16 protein-coding genes are annotated in these 19,804 nt (G+C 61.7%); 3 read left to right on the forward strand and 13 right to left on the reverse strand.

Translation table 11 applies throughout. The annotated features are described in order from the left end of the window. Positions 1-659: 659 nt before the first annotated feature. The 8 genes from HRQ64_RS19205 to HRQ64_RS19240 form a co-directional block, all read right to left on the reverse strand. Positions 660-1,211: a DUF3299 domain-containing protein gene (locus tag HRQ64_RS19205; protein ID WP_172125753.1), complete on the reverse strand. Its 552-nt coding sequence runs from the start codon at positions 1,209-1,211 to the stop codon at positions 660-662. A 9-nt stretch (positions 1,212-1,220) separates the two neighbouring features. Next, a complete protein-coding gene (locus HRQ64_RS19210; RefSeq protein ID WP_172125754.1) occupies positions 1,221-2,480 on the reverse strand; it encodes an FtsX-like permease family protein in 1,260 nt (419 codons plus the stop codon). Beyond that, entirely contained in the window at positions 2,477-3,184 is a 708-nt protein-coding gene (locus HRQ64_RS19215) for an ATP-binding cassette domain-containing protein (RefSeq protein WP_172125755.1), read from the reverse strand. Before HRQ64_RS19215 ends, HRQ64_RS19210 begins: the two co-directional genes overlap by 4 nt. Positions 3,185-3,190: 6 nt before the next feature. Continuing rightward, a complete protein-coding gene (locus HRQ64_RS19220; protein WP_172125756.1) occupies positions 3,191-3,715 on the reverse strand; it encodes a DUF2796 domain-containing protein in 525 nt (174 codons plus the stop codon). 57 nt (positions 3,716-3,772) lie between these two features. Then, positions 3,773-5,359, reverse strand: a complete 1,587-nt coding sequence (locus HRQ64_RS19225; RefSeq protein WP_172125757.1) for an amidohydrolase — start codon at positions 5,357-5,359, stop codon at positions 3,773-3,775. A 166-nt stretch (positions 5,360-5,525) separates the two neighbouring features. Continuing rightward, the gene (locus HRQ64_RS19230) at positions 5,526-6,896 is read right to left on the reverse strand and encodes an MFS transporter (protein ID WP_210258724.1); all 1,371 of its coding nucleotides are present in this window, start codon (positions 6,894-6,896) and stop codon (positions 5,526-5,528) included. Between the two features lie 93 nt (positions 6,897-6,989). Further along, positions 6,990-7,733: an NAD(P)-binding domain-containing protein gene (locus tag HRQ64_RS19235; protein ID WP_349236753.1), complete on the reverse strand. Its 744-nt coding sequence runs from the start codon at positions 7,731-7,733 to the stop codon at positions 6,990-6,992. 9 nt (positions 7,734-7,742) lie between these two features. Next, positions 7,743-8,099 (reverse strand): MarR family winged helix-turn-helix transcriptional regulator, encoded by a 357-nt coding sequence (locus HRQ64_RS19240; RefSeq protein ID WP_172125759.1) that lies wholly within the window; start codon positions 8,097-8,099, stop codon positions 7,743-7,745. A gap of 444 nt (positions 8,100-8,543) precedes the next feature. Here HRQ64_RS19240 and HRQ64_RS19245 point away from each other — a divergent pair, with 444 nt between their 5' ends. Then, positions 8,544-9,584 (forward strand): L,D-transpeptidase, encoded by a 1,041-nt coding sequence (locus tag HRQ64_RS19245; protein WP_172125760.1) that lies wholly within the window; start codon positions 8,544-8,546, stop codon positions 9,582-9,584. Between the two features lie 321 nt (positions 9,585-9,905). On the opposite strand, the gene HRQ64_RS19250 is transcribed toward HRQ64_RS19245, so the two are convergent. The 4 genes from HRQ64_RS19250 to HRQ64_RS19265 all read right to left on the reverse strand — a co-directional run bounded on the left by HRQ64_RS19250 (position 9,906) and on the right by HRQ64_RS19265 (position 16,855). Further along, the gene (locus HRQ64_RS19250) at positions 9,906-11,915 is read right to left on the reverse strand and encodes an ABC transporter ATP-binding protein (protein ID WP_172125761.1); all 2,010 of its coding nucleotides are present in this window, start codon (positions 11,913-11,915) and stop codon (positions 9,906-9,908) included. Beyond that, positions 11,912-13,696, reverse strand: a complete 1,785-nt coding sequence (locus HRQ64_RS19255; RefSeq protein WP_211198923.1) for an ABC transporter ATP-binding protein — start codon at positions 13,694-13,696, stop codon at positions 11,912-11,914. Before HRQ64_RS19255 ends, HRQ64_RS19250 begins: the two co-directional genes overlap by 4 nt. A gap of 495 nt (positions 13,697-14,191) precedes the next feature. Further along, positions 14,192-16,078: a sugar phosphate isomerase/epimerase and 4-hydroxyphenylpyruvate domain-containing protein gene (locus HRQ64_RS19260; protein ID WP_172125762.1), complete on the reverse strand. Its 1,887-nt coding sequence runs from the start codon at positions 16,076-16,078 to the stop codon at positions 14,192-14,194. A 96-nt stretch (positions 16,079-16,174) separates the two neighbouring features. Then, positions 16,175-16,855, reverse strand: coding sequence for a TetR/AcrR family transcriptional regulator (locus HRQ64_RS19265; RefSeq protein ID WP_127751910.1), 681 nt, complete (start codon positions 16,853-16,855; stop codon positions 16,175-16,177). A gap of 153 nt (positions 16,856-17,008) precedes the next feature. Between HRQ64_RS19265 and HRQ64_RS19270 the strand changes: the two genes are divergently transcribed. Further along, positions 17,009-17,917, forward strand: a complete 909-nt coding sequence (locus tag HRQ64_RS19270) for a shikimate dehydrogenase (RefSeq protein WP_248307258.1) — start codon at positions 17,009-17,011, stop codon at positions 17,915-17,917. Here HRQ64_RS19270 and HRQ64_RS19275 read toward each other — a convergent pair. Then, the gene (locus HRQ64_RS19275; RefSeq protein WP_172125763.1) at positions 17,914-18,585 is read right to left on the reverse strand and encodes a GntR family transcriptional regulator; all 672 of its coding nucleotides are present in this window, start codon (positions 18,583-18,585) and stop codon (positions 17,914-17,916) included. The two genes, HRQ64_RS19270 and HRQ64_RS19275, sit on opposite strands and share 4 nt — an antisense overlap. Positions 18,586-18,797: 212 nt before the next feature. Here HRQ64_RS19275 and dctP point away from each other — a divergent pair, with 212 nt between their 5' ends. Then, positions 18,798-19,781, forward strand: a complete 984-nt coding sequence (gene dctP / locus HRQ64_RS19280) for a TRAP transporter substrate-binding protein DctP (RefSeq protein ID WP_172125764.1) — start codon at positions 18,798-18,800, stop codon at positions 19,779-19,781. The last annotated feature ends 23 nt before the right edge of the window (positions 19,782-19,804 follow it).

The raw sequence follows: 19,804 nt of genomic DNA on the forward strand, positions 1-19,804 counted from the left end.
CGCTCGTTGATCTGTCGGTTTTGGCGCTGCTGGCGCTGCTGGATCGTGGTCATCATCACCAGCCGAATCCCGATGCCCACCAAAGCGAATAGGGCGACGCCGACCAGGGTGGTCAGGACACTCTCCCCAGAACTGAAATCGAGATTGCGCAAACTATTCTCCTGCAGCTGGCGCCAGAGTGCCATGCTAGGTGGATTGGTGCAAAGCGAGATCGGGATCGTCTTCTCGCGAGGTTATTACCCTTGCGGTTGCTAGCCAATGTCCCCTGGAACCAAAAACCGGGCATCCTGGGGAAGGGGATGCCATTGGGCCTGATTCTTGCTCGCAGCGTCGTCGGTGTTCCCTTGGTCGCGAACCAATCTCGTAAGGATATCGCCAACGCGGTTGGCCCGGCCATTCAATCCATTCGGATCGAGCGCGGGCAATAGCTTCAGAGAGGGGGCCACTCGGTGCTGGGAGGGATGCCTTCCTGCGGTGCAAGGGGAGATCCGCTTTTCGCATCGGGCGTCTGAAAAGCGGTCAGTCCGCAAGCCACCCCGAGGAGGGCGTTCCGGGGCGGCAAACCAGAACGGCTGGTTTCGGGAGTTTGATCGCGCTGGCTGAACGGCAGGTACGGGGCGCAATGCTGCTCGGCCGCAACCGTAAGCTGCCGTTCCAGTTCAGTTCGCTCCCCAGACGTATTTGTCCATGTTGCTCGACCGCTCGTCAGAAACGTACTCCATGCTTTCGACCGCAACCTGGTAGCCGGCAACGGTCACATCCACATTTGCTTTCTGGGCGGTCAGGACGCCGACAATCATCACGGGATCGAGCGAGAGCCTTGTCGCCAGTTCGATCCCTTCGGGGAAGTGCCCGAGCACAAGCTGGTTGGCTGGGGGCGGCGGCACGTGCACACAGGCGCCGGTGAAGGGTGCGAGGAGAAATGTATCAACGCGCATGCTGCGTGAGCCAAGAGCAAAGCCCATCGGGGTCACATAGCCAACCATGCGAACCCGGAGCCCGCTCAGGTCTTCGCGGATCGGTACGTCGCCGTCATTGACCAGCAGGGCGTTTCCGCCTTCGTCATGCTCCTGAAGCGGCACGGGGCGAGCGACATCGCCACCGACTGGCAGGAGTTCAACCCAGCCCAGATCGACGATATCCTGGGCCGCAGCTGCAGGCAGGGCCGCCATCATGGCTGCTCCGGAAAGAAGGAAAGTCCTGCGCTGCATGATTGCCTCTCAACTCTGGACCGCTATGCCATCGGCAAGTGATTTCCTGTATGCAAAATAAGCTGGAACGAGCCCAGCGGCGGCGGAGGTCGCTGCCACCGCCAACACGATCAGCCCATCGACTGAACCCGGTGCGGCAATATCGAGACCAAGTCCGAATGTGCCCTCGATCCAGGGCGCCGCGAGGGCCATGCTCGCATAGGCCGCGACGACACCCAGAAGCGCGCCGGTCGTGCCGATCAACGTCGCCTCGCTGACAAGTAGTCCCACGACGTGCCATGGGCCAGCACCGACAGCGCGCAGAATGGCGATCTCTCGCCTTCGATCGTTGAGCAGCGCCAACAACGTGGCGATCATGCCAGCAAGCGCTGCGACGACCATCAACGCTGCCACGAGGCGCAACGCGGCCTCGACGATCTCTACAACCGACCAGAGTTCAAGAAGCGCCAATCCCGGGATAACGGCGCTGATCGGCTCCTCGCGGTACTGGTTGAGGTCGCGCTGCGCCGTGAAGGTGGCAATCGGCGAGGTCAATTTGACGAGGGCCGCGGTGACCGATCGGGGGGTCAGGTCCATGGCCCTGAGGGCATCAGCTTCGGTGCGCTCGCCGAACGGAACGCCGCCGGACTGCCAATCGACATGGATGGCCTCTATGGCCGACAGGCTCACATGCAGCGCCTTGTCGACGGGGGTGCCGGTTCGTTCGAGAATGCCCGAGACCCGGAAAGGCAGGTCGCCATGCTCTGCTAGACCGATGCTGCCCAGCCCATGATTGAGCACCAGGACGTCGCCGATCTCGTAGCCGAGATCTTCGGAGACCGTGGCCCCCAGGACGACATCAAACAGATCGTCGAACGGGGCTCCAGCACCGAAGCGGAGCGACTGGTCATCGCGATAGCGGAAATGTTCGAAGTAGCTTTGATCCGTACCGACGACGCGGTAGCCGCGGTGGGAGTCGCCAAGCGACAAAGGAATGATCCAGTCCACATCCGGCCGTTCGGCGATCGCCGAGTAGGTTTCCCAAGTGAGATTGTTGGCCGCGTCGCCGATGCGGAAGACGGCGTAGAGCATCAGCTGCACATTGCCACTGCGCGCCCCGATGATGAGGTCGACGCCAGAAACTGTGCCGGCAAAACTGGCGCGCGCCCCGTCGCGCACCTTTTCGACGCCGACCACGAGGCCAACCGACAGGGCAATGCACAGCGTCGTCAGCGTGACGAGGGCGAGTCGGTTCAGGAGACTTTTAAGGGCGAGGCGAAGAATGATCATGCCAACGCCCTGCCGGCTCGAGCAAAATCGGCCAGCGCCACCACGCGATCAAACCCTGGCAGGCTTGGATCGTGGCTGACCATCAGCAGCGATGACCCAGTGCCTTCGAGCTGAGCCTGAAGCATCTGGAGGAACGCGGCCTGTCGATCGCGATCGAGCGCAGAAGTCGGCTCATCCGCCACGATGAGATCGGGCGCGCCGATCAGCGCCCGCAGCGCGGCAACGCGCTGCTGCTGGCCAAGGCTAAGCTGGCTCGCGCGCAACCCTGCAACCTCGGCCGATGGCAATCCAATGGCATCGAGCATCTGCAGCGCCTGCGTCCGAGCCCCTTCAACGCCTCCGGCCCGCTTGAGGCGCGCTGGGGCAAAGGACAGCGGCAGCAGGATGTTTTCCAGCGCCGTCAGATAGGAAACGAGATTGAGGCTTTGAAAGATGAGGCCAATATGCTCGGCCCGGAGGCGATCGCGCCGCCATTGCGAAAGGCGAGTAAGATCGGTTCCGAGAACGCATACACTCCCTTTTTGCGGGCGTGTGATTCCTGCAATGAGGCCGATGAGCGTGGATTTGCCGGTGCCGCTCGGCGCGACCAGCAGCAGTCTCTCGCCACGGACCATGGTGAATGTATCGACGGCAAGCGCGAAGCCCGTGCGTCCCTGCCAGGCAAATTGCATGCCGCTGAGCGATATGGCTGGGGACTGCGCCATGGCCGCCTAACGCAGGGTCATGGCGGGTTGCTGGCGAGTGAGGGTGCCGGATTGTGCAACCCCATCCACCAGGCCATCCACGTCGAGCGCCTCAGCCCTGTTGAACTGATCGAAGAGTCCGGTACGGAGTTCAACATCGCCAGCAGCAAGCCCGGGGCAATCGAGAGCGTAGCTGGCTGTGAACTCAGCATGGTGATCGTCGTCATGCGCCCCGAACTCAGCGGTGGCAGCTTTCACAGTGCAAGCGGTGTCAGGGGTGAACGCAAACAGGCCGGTTGGCTGTGACAGCGTCGCGATGGCGTTTACGACAGACGATTGCTCCTCTGGCGTCGTGGCCTGTCGCTCGAAACCAACAATGTCCGATCCGGGAATGGTCAACTCGATCGAGACCGTGCTGCCGTCGACCACCATCATGAGAAGCCCCGTGCCGTGCACGTGCGCTTCGGCATGGCGTGGTTGCGCCGATAGAGGCGATGCAGAGACAAGCATCAAGGCAAGAGGCAGGAGCAGGCGGCAGTTCAAGTCAACCATCAGTCTACCCAATAGAGATCGAAGTAGCGCCGGGGAGCTTCCTCCCCGGCTGCAGGGTCAATTGGTGGCCGGTGCAGGCACTTCGAGCTGCGGATAGTCAATGCCGAGTTGGTCGAGATAGGTCTCGTGCTGGCTCGGATCATAGTAGAATTCGGCCTGACGGGGCCGATTGCGTGCGTCCGTCTCGGCATTGAGGTGGGTCGAGGGGACGTCGGTTTCGCTTTCGAAGGGGTAGTACTTGAGGTCCTTGGTCTGCACGTCGGTGAAATAGGTTTCGGCCGCCTCGACCAGTTCCGGATCGGTCAGGATATCGAGCGCGGTGAGGGCGGTTACCTTGGCGCCGGCCAAAGCGCCCTTGTGGGCGATGGGGGTTGCTACGGCGAGCGCAGCCTGCCAGTTGTGGGTAATGGTGCCGGCAATGTTGGCGGGGTAGCTCAGACGCACCGTCGGCTTGGTCCACATCACTGCACCAATGTCGTCCGAGGGGCCGGAGCCGACCTTTTCGACGGGGCCGGCGAGGTCGCCGATCTCGGTGCGAAGGCCAATGGTTGCGGCGCCGATGGCTTCCTGGACGGCCTTGGCATAGGCCTGGTCGTCCTCGCTCCACTCCGGCATGCCGACGGACTTGATGTTTTCGTACATGGCCTTGGCGAGTGCTTCATTGCCATGTGAGGGCCAGGCCGAGCCCAGAATGCGGCGCTCATAGGAAGTGCCGGTCATCAGTGTCGCGCCCTCGGCGATGCCGTCGGCGATCTCGAGCATTTCCACCGCAGCATCCGGGGAGGTGTTGCGGAAATAGTACCAGACGCTGGCATTGTCCGGCACGATATTGGGCTGCAAGCCGCCATTGCTGATCACATAATGCGAACGCTGATCAGGATGGAGATGCTCGCGGCGGAAGTTCCAGCCCGCATTCATTAGTTCCACGGCGTCAAGCGCAGACCGACCCGACCAGGGGCTGACCGCGCCATGGGCGGAAACGCCTGTAAAGCTGAATTCAGCCGAAATCATCGACATTGAATTGGACTGGCCCCAGGAGGTGCTGAGCCCATTGCCGACGTGGTTGGAAATCACGACGTCGATATCGTCGAGAATGCCGGCCTTAACGAACCACTGCTTGGCCGCCAAGGCTTCCTCGGCGATCCCGGGCCAGATCTGCAGCGTTCCGGTAATGCCCTCGCTCTCCATGAGCTCCTTGGTCGCCAGAGCGCCGACAACGCTGACGGCGATGCCCGTATTGTGGCCTTCGCCATGTCCATCACCACCATCAACGAGCGGCTGGCGAGTAAGCACACCGGGCTTCTGGGATTGGCCCGGAAGGCCATCGACGTCGGAGTTGAAGGAGATCGCCGGCCCCTCGCCGTTGCTCCAGGTCGCAACCCACGCCGTCGGCATGCCGCCGATGCCAGTCTCGATCTCAAAACCTTCCGCCTCGAGCATCTCGGTCAGGTAACGCATGGTTTCGGTTTCGTGGAACCCCACTTCGGCAAAGCTGAAGACCGAGTCGACGATCTCCTGCGTGAGCTTTGCCTTGCCATCGACCAACTCACCGAGCTGCGCCTTGAGGGCGTCGATATCCTGGGCGTATGCAAGTGGTGCGGTCGTTATCAGCAATAGGGCTGCAAGCGAACCTAAGCGCGTCATTGTTCCTCTCCGTTTCCTGAAAGCCTGGCAGCGCCGAAATCTTGTTAGGATCGAAAGGGCGTGAAGGCTTTATTTCAGCCTAAGCCATGGTCCTCACTTGTCAACGATCAATGGCCAAATTAGAGGCATAGGCGTGAAGTGACCAAAATTCGCGCAAGTTTGTGGATTAGTGGATCGCCACAGGGACGCTGTTGCCTTCGCCTGCCTTGGTCTTTGGCATCAACAGGGCGATAAAGAGGATTCCGATGACCATGAAGCAGGCGACCAGATAATACTGCTGGGCACCGTGAGCCATGGACGGAGCGAGAGCTTCGCCGCCTGCCACATAGGCCGCACTGGCAGACGTCATGATCGAGAACGCGATCGCAATGCGGGCTGCGCCCGTCAGTTGCTGGATAGTGTTCATGATCGCCGACCCGTGCGGCAGCAGATGCTTGTTCAAAGCGCCGAGCGAAGCGTTGCGAGCAGCAGCGGGATGGGTGTGCCTGGAGCAAGGGTGGACAGAAAATACAACCCGACCGCATCGATAAAGGCGGTCGATCGTGAGGCCACCCGGCAGCATGAAAAGACCAGTTTGCAGGGGAGTCAAACCATACGAGGTTTGCAGCATGACAGGCATCAACGTCATCATGCCACCCGCAGCGGTCATGAACCCCATGGCAATGATGGCGGTCGTTGCGAAAGTCCGATTGGCGAATGGCCGCATATCCAGGAGAGCACGATCAGACTTTTGCAGCTGAAGCTGGCGTCCAGCGAACAGGGGAACGAAGACGAGGCCGACACCCATTGCAAGCCATGGTGACACGATGACGTGCTCAGCCGAGCCTTCGCCAAGCGAGGCCAAGCCATAAACAAGGCCGGAAAATCCTACAGCGGAAAGCAGCACCGAGAGCCCATCGATCTTTGAGTGACGGGGCGTGCTCGGCACCTTGATCATGCGGTTGCCAACGATAAGGCAGATAACCGCGACCGGCAGGATGGTGATGAACAGCATCCGCCACCCAGCCCCCGAAAGGATAGATCCGGCGATTGCGGGTCCGAAGGCGGGGGCAGTCGAAGTAGCAACTGTCAGCAAAGCCATCATCTGCCCGCGCCGGGACTGCGGCACCAAGGCCGTAACCGCAGTGAAGGCCAGCGGCGTCGCGATGGCAGTGCCAACTGCCTGTACGATGCGACCAATCAGCAGCACCGAAAAGCCCGGCGCCACTATGGCGATGAGCGTTCCTACGGTGAAGAGCGACAAGGCGATGGTATAGACCGTCCGCATCCGGAAGCGTTCAGTCAGGAACCCTGTGGCTGGGATAACGACGGCCATGGTCAACATGTAGCCGGTCGTGAGCCATTGGCCGGTGGAGGCAGTGATCCCGAGATCGACCATCACCTGTGGCAAGGCAACAGCCATCATCATCTCGTTCAGGATTACGGTGAAGGTGGAGGCAATGAGCACCGCGATGGCGATTAGTGCTTCTGGTGCAAGCTTTTCCCTTGCGACCCTCGTTTGAGTTCCTGCCCCTGAGGGCATGGCGATATCAGACATTGTAGCTTCCTAGTCTCTCGTACACTAGTTATATTGGTGTGCTTCGGTTGTAATGAGGTGCCAGCCGCGGTTTGTGCGGCTAGCAGGAATGGGTCAGGCTGACATGGCCCGGTTGTTCGAAGCCAAGCCTTCCCGGGTAAACTCAACTTTCCCGTCCCCAATGGCCTGCATGATGGCGTCACGGTTCTTGGGGGCTCTGTCCTTGATGGCATCGGCCAGAGCGGGCCTGAGTTCGTCGGTCGTCAGGTCTGTACAATAGGCAGGCGTGCCGGGTTGGAAGCTCCAAGACTTGGCAAGGGTGCCGGCGTCCACAGCGTCAAACCCAGAGATGTCTACTAGGTCGGCAACCACCTTCTTGGCAGCGGCACCGTCGCCGGCAATTGGTATGGCAACCCGGTTGGCTGCGCCCGACGAGACACCGGCCTCAGCCAGGGTCTGCGACAGCACGGCGTTCCACGCCTTCACCAATGGGCGTCCAACCTGCTCGCTGACCCAAACCGTTTCCGGCTTGCCAGCATCGACCTCGGCGATATTGCCATCGCGTGCGGGATAATAGTTCGACGTATCGACAACGATAGGATCGCTCGGTGCATTGGCCAGAAGCTCCGCAACATCCGGGTTTTTGGCGAAGGGCAGGGACAAGATGACCACGTCGACATCCTTAGGCGCATCTTCGTTTGACACCGCCTGGACGTTGGTACCTCGCACGATGTCGACCAGGCTCTCCGGGCCTCGCGAATTAGAAAGCTTCGCCAAGTGACCAGCTGCAGCAAATTTGCGTGCCAAAAGCGCGCCGATATTGCCGGCGCCAACAATGCCGATATTCATCTGTGATATCCTTGTTGACTAGTCTGCGGCAGGACGAGCGAAATCGTTCAGGGTGTCCCGAAGCGACGCCATACCAGCCTCATCGATCTTGCAGGCGCTTCTGATCTGGCCTGCAATGTTCCAGACCTGCTCTCTGATGGCCTGGCCTGCTGGGGTCAGATTGATTATGACCCGGCGCTCATCGCTGGGATCTCGCAGGCGGCTGATCATGCCACAGGCTTCGAGACGCTTGAGAAGCGGAGTGATCGTGCCGGTGTCCATGCCCAGACTCGTCCCCAAGTCGCCGACGTAGCGCGGGATTCCGGCATAAAGCTCAAGCATGACCAGGTATTGAGGAAAGGTCAGGCCTAGTGGATCGAGGAACGGTTTGTGCATGCGCGCCATCCCTTGCCCGATAGCTGGCGGTCGACTTACCACCCCATTTCGGCAATTACGGACGCTTCCTGTGAACGACCGCTTCTGGATCCATAGCTGCGGCTTGAATGACCCTATAGGTCGCACTGCCGCCAATTCGTAAGCCGTAGCAAGGGGGCAGTACATGCCCACCGGTGAAGCCCGGCCGTGGCGATATCACTTCAGGGCGTACCCCAAAAATGACGTAACAGCCTTGCGCCCACGCACGTCACCTCACGGTCGATATTGGCCGATGTGGCACTGCTCCACAGGTGCCTGAGCCCTGATGTGACAACGTGACGCCAGTTCACGACCGCGCGATGCGAAGCGGCCTTAGAACATCGTTAGCTATGTTGACGGCTTATGGGCCTGAGCAGTTCCGTCTCGCAGGTGAGGTCGGCTGACTAGATCCATTCCGAGTTCAAGATGCCAACATTGACCACGTGTGCTGCCCGAGCCGCCTTTGTTGCCGTACTTTCTATCTTCGGGAGCAATGACGCTCTAGCGCAGTCCCAGGCAATCACAGCTGACGCCATAAACACCGCGAGTCTAACCGATTACATTGCTGCTGCAGCTTTCGCGCCTGCCGTGGTGCAGGTAGCGTCAAACGAAGACATGGAGCCTGAGAGGGTTTTCGCCGACCCCGCTCTAGCGCGCCTCCAAATTCTGCTGGATCGGGCTGGAGCTTCCCCCGGCGTGGTGGACGGCTTCGACGGCGGAAACCTGCACAAGGCGGTTCTCGCGTTTCAGATGATGAACGGCCTGCCTGCCGATGGGAAACTGACGCTCGCTGTTGCGGCTCGACTGGATGAGCCCGGCGATGCCATCGGCGTTTACACCATCACTCCGGAGGACGCCGCAGCTATAGGCGGTCCCATTCCAACCGACTACGCCGAGAAGGCTGCGCTGGACTATCTTGGCTACGAGAGCGTCCCTGAACTGTTAGCCGAGCGGTTCCACATGGATATCGGCCTGCTTGTGGCGCTCAACCCCGCCTCTGGATTCGGGGTCGGGGACAGCATCAACGTCGCGATGACCGGCACCAGCCGCCAAGGCGTGGTCACTTGGATTGAAGCGGACAAAACCCTCAAACAGGTTCGGGTCTATGGCACCGACGGGGTATTGTTAGCTGCCTATCCAGCAACCATCGGTAATGAAGAAAACCCCTCACCGACTGGCACTTATGTGGTCGAAAACGCCACAGCCATGCCGGGCTACACCTACAATCCCAAGATCAACTTCCAGCAGGGCGAGAATACCGAAGTTCTGACCATACCCCCCGGACCAAATGGGCCAGTAGGATCGGTGTGGATCGGCCTGTCAAAGCCATCCTTCGGTATCCATGGCACCCCTGAGCCGTCGATGATCGACAAAACTGGCTCGCATGGCTGCATTCGCCTAACCAACTGGGACGCTGAGGAACTTGCAGCGATGATCGCTCCAGGTGTGACTGTGGACTTCCTGTAAGCACCGCCGGCTAGCGGTTGACACCGACTATTCACGACATGCGAGCCTCAGGTATATACCTTGAGGTGACACATGGCCTGCATTGGGCACGCCCGCGTCAGCAGCAATGACCAAGACTTAGATATTCAACTCGCAATCATAAAGCTGAGGGCTGCGACTGGGCTGCGACACCCAGGGAATGGCCCACAGCAGACAGGCTGCTAAGCCAGCTCGACTGCAAGGGTTATGGCAAAGCTTACGTGGTTCCTTGGGTACGGTTCCGTAAGACGTTCCCAGCAGGCGGACCTCCGCTAATCGGGCGCGCCAGTGGCGAACTATCGACTAATCTATAGGTTGCGCCGGGAACTGGGCGTTGTAGAGCTTGGCGTAGGCGGCTTTCTTGGCCAGCAGCTCATCATGTGTGCCCTGCTCAACGATGGTGCCGCGCTCCATCACGAGTATCAGGTCGGCATTGCGGATAGTGGACAGGCGATGGGCGATCACGAACGAGGTGCGGTCGCTGCGCAAGGCCGACATGGCCTGTTGCAGCAGCAATTCGGTGCGGGTGTCCACCGCGGAGGTCGCCTCGTCGAGAATAAGCAGCGCGGGGTCGGACACGAAGGCGCGGGCAATCGTCACCAGCTGCCGCTCGCCCCCCGAAAGGTTGGAGCCTTCCTCGTCGATCATCGTGTCGTAGCCCGCCGGCAGGGAATGCACGAAGCGATCCACAAAGGTCGCGCGGGCGGCCTTGAGGATTTGCTCGTCAGTGGCGCCGGGGAGCCCATAGGCGATGTTGTCGCGGATGGTCCCCTGAAAGAGCCATGTGTCCTGCAGCACCATGCCGATCTGGCTGCGTAGCGTGCGCCGCGGGATGGAGGAGATGTCGACGCCATCCAGCGTGATCCGGCCGCCGGTCACCTCGTAGAACCGCATCAGCAGATTGACGAGGGTGGTCTTGCCCGCGCCGGTGGGGCCGACGATGGCTACCGTCTGGCCCGGCTCAACCACCAGCGAAAGCCCTTCGATGAGCGGCGTCGCGGGGTCGTAGGAGAACGACACATTCTCGAAGCGCACCTCGCCGCGGCGGGCGTCCAGCGCGGTCACGGGGCCGGGGCGGTCCGGCCTTTCCTCCTTGGCATCGAGCAGCTCGAAGACCCGCTCGGCCGAAGCAACGCCCGATTGCATCAGGTTGGCCATGGAGGCCACCTGCGTCACCGGCTGGGTGAACTGGCGGGAATACTGGATGAAGGCCTGCACGTCCCCCAGCGACATGGTGCCGTTCGCCACCCGCACGCCGCCCAGGACGGCGATGACGACATAGTTGAGATTGCCGATGAACATCATCAGCGGCATGATGAGGCCGCTGATGAACTGGGCCCCGAAACTGGCGCGGTAAAGCGCCTCGTTCTCGCGCGCGAACACTGTTTCGACTTCGCCCTGGCGCCCGAACACCTTGACCAGCGCGTGTCCGGAAAATGTTTCCTCGATATGGGAATTGAGCCGGCCGGTGCGCCGCCATTGCTCGACGAACAAGCCTTGGGATCGGCGCATCACCACCCGGGTGACCGCCAGGGACAAGGGAATCGAGACCAGCGCCACCAGCGCCAGGAGGGGGGAGATCAGGAACATCATCCCCAGCACCGCCACAACAGTTAGCAGGGAAGTGAGCAGCTGACTCATGGTTTGCTGCAGCGTTTGGCTGACATTGTCGATGTCATTGGTGACGCGACTGAGCAGTTCGCCCCGCGGCTGCCGGTCGAAATAGCTCAGGGGCAGGCGGTTGACCTTGTCCTCGACCTCGGCGCGCATGCGCAGCACGGTGCCCTGCACGACATCGTTGAGTAAAAAGCCCTGCAGCCAGGCCAGTATCGAGGCAGCCATATAAACCCCCAGTGCCCAAAGCAGCACTTCGCCCACGGCGGTGAAGTCGATGCCCTGGCCGGGAACGAGGCTCATCGAGGCGACCATGTCGGCGAACTGGTCATCCCCCCGCGCGCGCAGCGTGGCTACGGCCTCCGCCTTGCTCAGGCCCGCCGGCAGCTGTCCCCCCATCAGTCCGGAAAAGATCAGGTCGGTGGCGCGGCCCAGGATTCTCGGCCCAAGGGCGGTGAGCGCCACACTCACAACCGCCAGCGCCACCACGGCGAGGGCTTTGGCGCTTTCGGGCGCCAAGCGCGCCACCAGCCGGCGCGCCGAGGGTCCAAAGGACATGGCTTTCTGGCCGACCATGCCACCGCCGAAATGGCCTCGCCCGGGGCCCCCGGCGCTTGGCGGAATGCGCTCGGTTTCCTTCAGCCGCCCGTCGCCGGTTGCCTCGGCGGGCGGCGAATTGCTCCTGTCTGGCGCGGTCATGCCGCCTCCTCTGCGCGCAATTGCGAAGCCACGATCTCGCGATAGGTCGCGCAGCCTTCCAGCAGTTCGTCGTGGCGGCCCCGGCCCACGATCGCGCCATTGTCGATCACGAGGATAAGGTCGGCGTCACGGATGGTGGACACGCGCTGGGCGACCAGCACCACGGTGGCGTCCCGGGTGACTGGATGCAGGGCGGCCCGCAAACGCGCATCGGTGGCCAGGTCCAAGGCGCTGAAAGAGTCGTCGAACAGATAGATCTGCGGCTTGCGGATCAGGGCCCGCGCGATGGACAGGCGCTGGCGCTGGCCGCCACTGACATTGGTGCCGCCCTGGGCGATGGGCGCATCGAGCTGCTCGGGCATGCCCCTGACGAAGTCGAGCGCCTGGGCGACCTCGAGGGCTTCCCACATCTGCTCGTCGGTGGCATCGGGCCGGCCATATTGCAGGTTGGACCGGATCGAGCCGGAAAACAGCCAGCTGCGTTGCGGCACGAGCCCGATCACGCTCCAAAGCAGGTCGGGATCCAGCTGGCGAACATCCACGCCGTCCACCAGCACCCTTCCACCGGTCACGTCAAACAGGCGCGGCACGAGGTTGATGATCGTGCTCTTGCCCGCGCCCGTCGAGCCGATGATCGCGACGGTTTGGCCCGGCTGGGCGGCGAAGGACACGTCGCGGACCACGGGCAAATCGGCGCCGGGATAGGTGAACTCGACCTTTTCGAATACCAGGGTGCCCCGCTCGGGCAGCTCGGTGACCGGCACCTGGGGAGGGAGCACCGAGCTTTTGGCGTCCAGCACCTCAGTGATCCGGTCGGCGCAAACCGCTGAACGGGGAACCATGATCAGCATAAAGGTTGCCATCATCACCGACATTAGGATCTGCACGAGATAGGCGAGGAACGCCGTGAGCGAGCCGACCTCCATTTGTCCGCTCGCCACCCGATGCCCGCCAAACCAGAGCACCGCCACCGAGGAGAGGTTGAGGATGAGCATGACGGTGGGGAACATGGTGGCCATCCAGCGTCCCGCCCGCACCGCCACTGCGGTGAGCTGCTCGTTTGCCTCGGCAAACCGCTCGACCTCATGGGGCTCGCGAACAAAGGCGCGCACCACGCGCACTCCGGTGATCTGCTCACGCAGCAGCCGGTTGACCTCGTCGATCCGCTCCTGCATAGCGCGAAAGCTCGGCACCATTTGCGAGACGATGAGCAAAACCGCCACCACAAGGGCGGGAATGCAGACCGCCAGCAGCCAGGAAAGCCCGAAATCCTCCCGCATGGCCATCACCACGCCTCCCACCATCATCAGGGGAGCCGTCACCATCAGGGTGCAGCTCGTAAGTACGAGCATTTGCACCTGCTGCACATCATTGGTTTCCCGGGTGATCAGCGAGGGAGCCCCGAATTGCTGCATTTCGCGTTGCGAAAAGGAGCCGACCCGGTGAAAGATCGCGGATCTGAGGTCCCGTCCAAAGCCCATTGCGGTCCGAGCCGAGAACCAGACCGCGGCAATCGAGCCCCCGATCTGCAACAGCGCGACCACCAGCATGATGGCGCCCGTCTGCACGATAAAGGGCGTGTCGCCCACCGCCACGCCGCGGTCGATGATGTCCGCGTTGAGGCTGGGCAGATAAAGGGCGGCCACTGTGCTGACCAGCTGCAACACCACGATCAGGCCCAACCAGGGTCGGTAGGGCTGCAGGTACTCCCGGACGAGGCGGACCAGCATCAGCTCTTCCTTCCAGGGGCCGGCAGAAAGGGCCATGTCAGCTGTCTGCACGGGGGCAGCTCGGTACAGGACCGGCCGGCCTTTACGCGAGTGGCCGCGACGACGAAGCTACGAGGGCCATGGTCGCCACTCTGGGTACCGCGAGCTCGTGACGGTGGGGGTAGAGAAACCCATAAGCGGACGGTTGGGGTTACATTAGGCCTTAGCCACGAACGCCCGTGGACCCGCCTAGGTTCAATAACCAGGGCGAAAATCTCAGCGTACGTGAAGGGCAGCTTTCGCCACTGCCTTTCGTGCGGTAGCCACCCCATTGGCAAAACGGGGGAGGGGACTGCTGTCGACCCCAACTAAGACGTACCACATGTGCCCCTTGGTCCCTGAAAGCTGCCGATGATCTCCGTGCTGTTTCTGGCGTCGACATATTGAGCTAACGCCTTTGATACGGTCGAGTGAATCAACGGAACAGTAGATTTCGGCGCGGGGCGAAGTTCACAACTACAAGCGAGCGCAATCGGCACACGCGCCGGCAATGCAGATCGCCCGCCTTCAAGTGCCACCGAGCGTTGCTATCGCCCGTTTCTGCGCCGCAATGCGGAATGGGGCGTTGACGGCGCCATAGCCGCGATAGCTGCCCCGGCGTTGCACGATCTCGAAAAAGAAGCCTTCCCCGATATTGCGCGAATAAAGCTGGAAGAATTCCCCGTCTGCATCGCGGTCGTAAAGAATATTGCTGGCGCGCAAGCGATCAAGCACGGCCTGCTCGATCCCCAGTCTCGCCCGCAGATCCTCATAGTAATTGGGCGAAATTTCCAGCGTCGCCATGCCGTTGGCCCGCAGCGCATCGGCGGCGGCGAAGATGTCGTGCGTGGCGAAAGCCAGGTGCTGGATGCTCGAGCCGAAGGTTTCGGCGATGAAGCGGCCAGCGAGAGTGCGGTGGCTTTCTGCCCCGTTCAGCGTCAGCCGCAACGAGCCGCTGTCATTTTCGATGACCTGGCTTCGCACCAGGCCCGAGGGATCCACCACATCCACCATCGGGCTCTTGTCGGTCACGAAGATGGACCGATAAAACAGGATCCAGGTCAGCATCTCCTCGTAGTTCATGGTTTGCGCCAGGTGGTCGATGCGCACGAGGCCGGCGCCCTCCAGCGGGTCGGGATCGCTCACGGTCTCAAATTCGATGTCCCAGACCTGACCAAGCCGGCTCCTCGTGTCGAGAAAATAGATCACCCCACCCCCAACGCCGCGAATGGCGGGAATGCTGAGCTGGTCGGGTCCCGCTTGCTGGTTGAACAATTGGGCGTCCAGAGCCCGGGCGCGTTCGACCGTCGCGGCAGCGTCATCGACGAGGAGGCCAATGGCATAGGCCGAGGTGCCGTGGGTCTGGTAGGCGGAGTGGGCAAGGCCCTCGCGTTCGGTGTTGATGATGATGTTGATCTCGCCCTGGGTGAAGCGCTCGACGGCCTTGGCCCGGTGCCGGCCAGTGAGGCGGAAGCCAAGTTGGCGCAGATAACCGGCCAGCACGCCCGCTTCGGTTTCGTCGGCGGCAAACTCCACGAAAGCGACGCCCTTGACGTCGACGCGCGGCGGCAGTGTGGGCACGGCGATGGCGATATCGGGCTCGGCCTGGCGGACCTGATCCATCAGGTAAACCAGCGAGCGATGGCCATCGAGCGCGATGGTGCGCGGCGAGCCGGAGCGGAACTGGTCGTTGAAGATCTCGAGGGAAATGGGGCCGTCATAGCCCGTGGCGGCGACGGCGCGCATGAACTCGGTGACCGGCAGATCGCCTTCGCCGGGCATGTTGCGGAAGTGGCGGCTCCAATACAGCAGGTCCATGTCGATCAGAGGGGCATCGGCCAGTTGCACGATGAAGATTTTGTCGCCGGGAATGGAGCGGATGGAATTGGGGTCGAGCTTGCGCGAGAGCGTGTGGAAGCTATCGAGGATGATGCCCAGATTGGGGTGATCGGCGCGGCGCACGATTTCCCAGGCATCGCGATGATCGTTGACATGGCGGCCCCAGGCTAGTGCCTCGTAGCCGATGCGCAAGCCCCGGCGCCCGGCCCGCTCGCCCAATTCCCGCAGATCGGCGGCAGCGCGGTCGATGCCGCCCAGCGAAAGGGGGGAAACGCTGGAGCAGACGAGGATCAGGTCGGTTCCGAGCTGCTCCATGAGGTCGAACTTGCGCTCGGCCCGGTCAAAGGCTTGGCTGCGCTGCGGCTCGGGCAAGCCTTCAAAGTCTCGGAACGGCTGGAAGAGGGTGATGCTGAGGCCAAGATCGGCCACCATCGCCGCCACATCGCGCGGGGAATGGTCATAAGCGAGGAAATCGTTCTCGAAAATCTCGACCCCGGCGAAGCCGGCGGCGGCAATCGCCTCGAGTTTTTCGCGCAGATCGCCACTGATCGACACGGTTGCAATCGAGGTCTTCATGGCCGTTCTCCCCATTTTGAGAGGAGAGTACGAACTAGTTAGTACATTTGCAATGCAGGTTCGAATGGTGGCCGAAGCGGTGGCAATGCTGATGGCTCAGGGGAGCTTGTCGGGCCTCGTGACGAAGCGCAGCACCATCTCAACGGCCTGCTGGCGCAGCGAGGCCTGGGCGGCGGGGCTGCCCACATCCTTGCCGAAGATCTTGGAGAACGTGGCGCGGTTGGACACGTTGAAAAAGCACAAGGCGCTGATCTGCCAGTGGACTTCGAGCGGGTCGAGCCCGGGACGGAACACGCCGTCCGCTAGGCCCTTGGCATAGATGGCTTCGATATTGCCGATGGCGGTGACGTTGAGTTCGCGGATCACGCCGGAGCGCTCGAGGAACTCGCCATGATGAATGTTCTCGATCATCACCATGCGGATAAATTCCTCATGCTGATGGTGATGGTCAAAGGTGAATTCCACCAGGCGCTTGAGCGCATCGAGCGGGGGCAGGCCCGCCACGTCGAGTTGGGCTTCGCCCTCGCGCACCTGGCGATAGGCGTTCTCGAGGGCGCTGAGATAGAGCCCTTCCTTGCTGCCGAAATAATAATAGATCATGCGCTTGGAGGAGCGCGTCTTGGCCGCGATCTCGTCAATGCGGGCGCCGGAAAGCCCGTTGAGGGCAAATTCCTGCGCCGCCACTTCAATGATGTTCTGCCGGGTGCCCTCGGGATCCTGCGCGCGGGTTGGCGCGGCCCGGGCGCGGGTCTTGGTGGTTTCGAGCCGGGTACTCATATCAGCAACACCTTCCTCCGGCACCGTAATTGACTAAACTAACCGGTTCGTACATTCTGCCGCAAATCGCTCAACAGCATTTATCGGCTGGCCGGCGTGAAACACAAGGCCACTCCCAGTTGCAACGGCAAGTGGCGGGCGGGGAGACGGGTTTTGCACATCGCCATTAGTCCGGCACAGCCGTTGGCCCGCCTGGTGCTGAACGGGGAACTTCCCGCGCGCGACGGCATCACCATCGGCTTGGTGGGTCGCGGCATTGGCGGGTCCCTGTCGCCGCTAATGCACGAGCGTGAAGGGCAAAGGCTGGGGCTCGATTACCGCTACCACCTGATCGATTTCGACCAACTTGTGCTGACTGACGCACAATTGCCGGAAATCCTCGCCGAAGCGCGGGAGTTGGGCTTTGCCGGCCTCAACGTCACTTATCCGTTCAAGCAGGCCGTGCTGCCGCTGCTTGATGACCTGGCGCCCGATGCTGCTGCGATCGGCGCGGTCAACACGGTGGTGCTGGGTGATCGAACGGTGGGTCACAACACCGATTGCTGGGGCTTTGCCGAAAGCTTCCGGCGCAATCTTCCTTCGGCCGCACGCCAGCGGGTGCTTCAGCTCGGCTCCGGCGGGGCGGGGGCCGCGGTGTCGCAGGCACTGCTGCAATGCGGGGTCGAGCGGCTCGATATCTACGACACCGATGCCACGCGGGCGCAGGCGACCGTGAGCCGCTTGCGTGAGCGGCTTGGCGCCGATGTCCATGCCGTCAGCGATGTGGCAGAGGTCGCGGGGCGGGTGGATGGGATTGTCAACGCCACCCCGGTGGGCATGACCAAGCTGCCCGGCATGCCGATCGATCCGGCCTTGATCTTGCCGCGCCATTGGATCGCCGATGTGGTGTATTTCCCGCTGCAGACCGAGTTGATCCGGCATGCCTATTCGCAGGGTTGCGCGGTGATGCCTGGTGGCGGCATGGCGGTTTACCAGGCGGTGCGGGCTTTTGCGCTGTTTAGCGGATGCCAGCCCGACCCGCAGGCCATGGCGGACAGCTTCAACGCTGCCATTGCCGGCTAGATCCGGCCGGTCGAAAGCACATAATCGACGCCGCTCCGGATATGGGTCGCGAGCTTGGCGACAATGGCGTCGGCGTTGCGCTCCATCGCGAGCTCGAACAGCGCCTTGTGGTCGCTCATCACATCAGCGCCGCGAAAGCTTGCCGCCAGCATATGGTAGCGAATGAAGCGGTCAAACACGGAGGCATGCAGCGCCAGCAGCGTCTGGGAGCCGCAGGCCGAGATCAGCGCATTGTGGAAGGTGAAGTCATAGCGCACCCATTGGGCAGTTCGCTCGATCTCCCCGCGCAGCAACTGCGCCTCGATCACCGAAAGCTTGTGATGAGCGGCGACGACGCGGCCTTCCCAATCGAGATCGCCGCTGGCCAGCGACAGGCGGATGGCGTGGCTTTCGAGCAGGAGGCGCAGGTCGGCCACCTCAAGTAAATTTTCAGCTGAAGCGGGCGCCACCTCAAAGCCGCGCTGCCCCTCGGCGACAACGAGACTTTCGCTGGCCAGGCGATTGAGGATTTCGCGCAGCGTGCTGACGCTGGCGCCATATTGCGCCTTGAGGGTGTCGAGCTTGAGCTTGCAGCCAGGGGGGAGCGTGCCGGCGATGATGTCGCCGCGAATTCGACGGAACGCGAGGTCTGCTACGCCTTCATCCAATTGCTGCCCTTCGTCTGCCACGTCGTCTCCCGCGTTGTTCTAGCCTTATGATCATCATACAAAAACAAAAATCAATGACAAACACAATTTAACCGGCTAGCGTCGAATGCATCAGAAGCCGCATTGACATGAACGAACTGTTTCGTACATTGTGCAGCGAGGACGAACAAACGACGGTGGCAAGCCGTGCGTCCGTTACGCCTGATAGCGGGCGACCACATGGGAGGATGACTATGCGTTTTGGATTTACGCGTCGCGCAGTGGTGCTCGGCGGCCTGTTGTTGGCAGCGGCCATGCCGGTGGCAGCCCAGGAGAGCAAGCCTGTGCTCCGGTTTTCGGCAGTGTTCACTGAACAGGACATTCGCGCCGAAATGATGAGCCGCTTGAGCGAGGGTATCGCCGAGATCGCGACCATCGAGCCCTATTTCGGGGGCAATCTGTTCAAGCAGGGCACCGAACTGGTGGCCTTGCAGCGCGGCAATCTGGAAATGGGCAATATCGCGCCCCAGGATATCTCCAACCAGATTCCGGCTTGGTCGGTGCTGACCTCGGCCTATCTGTTCCGCGACGCCGATCACCTGCGCACCTTCTTTGACAGCGACGTCGGTGCCGAGTTCAAGCAGATGGCGGAAGACCAGCTTGGCATCCGCATCCTTGGGCCGACCTATTTCGGCGCCCGCCAGGTTGGTTTGATCACCGATAAGAAGATCAATACGCCAGCAGACATGGCCGGCGTGAAGCTGCGTATGCCCGGTGGCGATGCCTGGCAGTTCCTCGGCACCTCCATCGGCGCCAATCCAACGCCGATGGCCTATGCCGAAGTTTATACCGGCCTGCAGACCGGGGCCATCGACGGCCAGGACAATCCGCTGCCCAATGTCGAGAACATGAAGTTCTACGAAGTCATGAAGCAGATCGTGCTGACCTCGCATCTGGTGGGCTTTGACCTGCTGGTGATCAGCAAGGCAAGCTGGGACGCGATGACGCCCGAGCAGCAGGCTGCCTTTGACGCCGCCGCCAAGGACGCCATCGACTTCAGCCAAAAGGAGCATCTGGCGCGCGAAGCCGAGCTCGTCGAGCGCTTCAAGACGACCGGACTTGACGTCTATGAGCCGGACCTCGAGGCCTTCCGCACCTTTGCCCAGCAGAAATACCTGGAATCGGATCTGGCCAAGGATTGGCCCGAAGGCGTGATCGACCGCATCAACGCGCTCTAGCCGCACACTTCACGACGGCGGCA

The sequence above is a fragment of the Devosia sp. 919 genome (genome assembly GCF_013185965.1).
In the GTDB taxonomy this organism is placed as follows: Bacteria; Pseudomonadota; Alphaproteobacteria; order Rhizobiales; family Devosiaceae; genus Devosia.